Source organism: Clostridium sp. BL-8 (assembly GCF_002006495.1).
Classification (GTDB): domain Bacteria; phylum Bacillota; class Clostridia; order Clostridiales; family Clostridiaceae; genus Clostridium.
Window position 1 is genome coordinate 1 of record NZ_LZZL01000190.1, and the last position, 1,932, is coordinate 1,932.

Sequence of the window (1,932 nt, forward strand, 5' to 3'; positions counted from 1 at the left end):
TAGTTCGGAATCATCTCAAGTTATGTATAAATAAAAATGAATAGCAAATTGTAAAATCGTATTATTCAAAATTGAATTTGCGATTTTTTTAATGTGTCATTCTAAAATGTTGCTCAGTACTAATATGTTGCGCAGTATGTAGACTAGGTGCAGCTGCACCTAATGCAGATTTGAAGTAGCGAATTATAAATATGTTCTTTGAAAACTGAATAATGCGTTTTTACAAAATATGCTATAATTAATGCGGAATAGTAAATTATTGTTCACTAATTGTGTTTTAAAATTAGATTGAATTTTATAAATATGGAGGTTTATAGATGTACAACAATAGAAAATTAGTTCTATATATTGCGACAAGTTTAGATGGTTACATAGCTACAGAAGATGATTCCTTGGAATGGCTGTTTAAAACTGAAGGTGAAGGAGATAATGGATATTCTGAATTCTATAATACAGTTGATACTATTCTAATTGGTAGAAGAACTTATGACTGGATTATTGAAAAAGAAAAAGGTGAATTTCCTTATAAGAATAAAAAGTGTTATGTATTTTCTGAATCAGAAAAAGGTAAGAATGAAAATGTAGAATTTATTAATCAAGATGTAGTGGAATTTACAAATAAAATCAAAAGGCTGGATGGAGGAAATATATGGCTTGTTGGCGGTGGTGTTCTTCTAAATTCTTTTATTAAAGAAAGGTTAGTTGACGAATTTATTATTACTATATCACCTACACTAATAGGTCATGGAATACCTTTATTTAAAAAAAATGATTTTGAATTAGAACTAAAGTTAAAGGGGATAAGGAGATTCAATCAATTTGTTGAACTCCATTACAAGATGAAATAAAACAATTGATATTTAGTTCACAATTTTCTTATATTATACAATATGTAAACTATATTAAATGAAGAGAATTAAGGAGGAAAACGATTGTTGGAGTCAGAAAGACTATTATTAAAACCTTTATCTTTTAATGAACTGGTATCTATTAATAATGATGAAATTGATGATATTGAAAATCGTATTGAATTAGAAGCAATATATGATTTTGTTAAAGTAGCAATATCAAAGAAAATAGAGAAAATGCAAAGGGTGAGTGAATATATTCATGTGTGGTATACATATTGGCTGATTATTAATAAGGCTAATGGGAAAGGAATAGGCTTTATAGGATTTAAAGGAATTCCAGACGAGAAAGGATATATTGAAGTTGGATATAGCATATCTCATAATTATAGAAGGAAAGGATTTATGACAGAAGCATTATTTTTATTAATAGATTGGGCTTTAAAATATCCTAACTGTAATGGAATAACAGCAACAAAAGTTTTAAAAACAAATGTAGGGTCCAATGAGGTACTAAATAATTGTAATTTTATATTAGTAGATTCCTCAAATGAATTTAATAATTATATGATTAAATTTAATGAACAATATATGTAGAATCTTACTAAATTATGAGTTACTAAAATTAAATAACAAATTGTATAATCGCATTATTCAGAAGATGAATTTGCGATTTTTTTTGTTGCGCCATACTAAAATGTTGAGTAGTATGTAGATTTGAAGTAGTAAAATAAGAAATTGTTCTTTGACAATTGAATAGTGTGATATTTACAATTGATGTTATAATTTACTCAGAATAGTAAATTATAACGAACCATTTATTGTGACAAAGTTAATTAGAAAGGAAGCTAATCCAATGGAAAATCAGTTTATAGCTATGAGGGATGGAAAAAAATTTATGTTCAGATTTATGATAAAGGGCACAAGGACTTTTTATTAATGTTGCACGGTGGTCCAGGGCAAGGATGCTTTGATTTACAATATCAGGCTACAAAATTACCTGAATCTGTTAATGTAATTATATTTGATCAAAGAGGAGTATTGCGTTCTGATAAAATTGAAGAAAATGAACCATTTGGGTTAG

2 protein-coding genes are annotated in these 1,932 nt (G+C 27.3%); both read left to right on the top strand.

All coding sequences use genetic code 11. The features are described from left to right. Window positions 1-317: 317 nt before the first annotated feature. Window positions 318-848 carry a dihydrofolate reductase family protein gene (locus CLOBL_RS27105; protein ID WP_077861828.1) on the top strand — a complete coding sequence of 177 codons (531 nt, stop codon included), beginning with the start codon at window positions 318-320 and terminating at the stop codon, window positions 846-848. Window positions 849-932: 84 nt separating this feature from the next. After that, window positions 933-1,445, top strand: coding sequence for a GNAT family N-acetyltransferase (locus CLOBL_RS27110; protein WP_077861829.1), 513 nt, complete (start codon window positions 933-935; stop codon window positions 1,443-1,445). Window positions 1,446-1,932 lie beyond the last annotated feature (487 nt).

Excerpts from the sequence above, each read along its gene's own strand:
- CLOBL_RS27105 (WP_077861828.1), top strand. The coding sequence starts at position 318 with ATGTACAACAATAGAAAATTAGTTCTATATATTGCGACAAGTTTAGAT.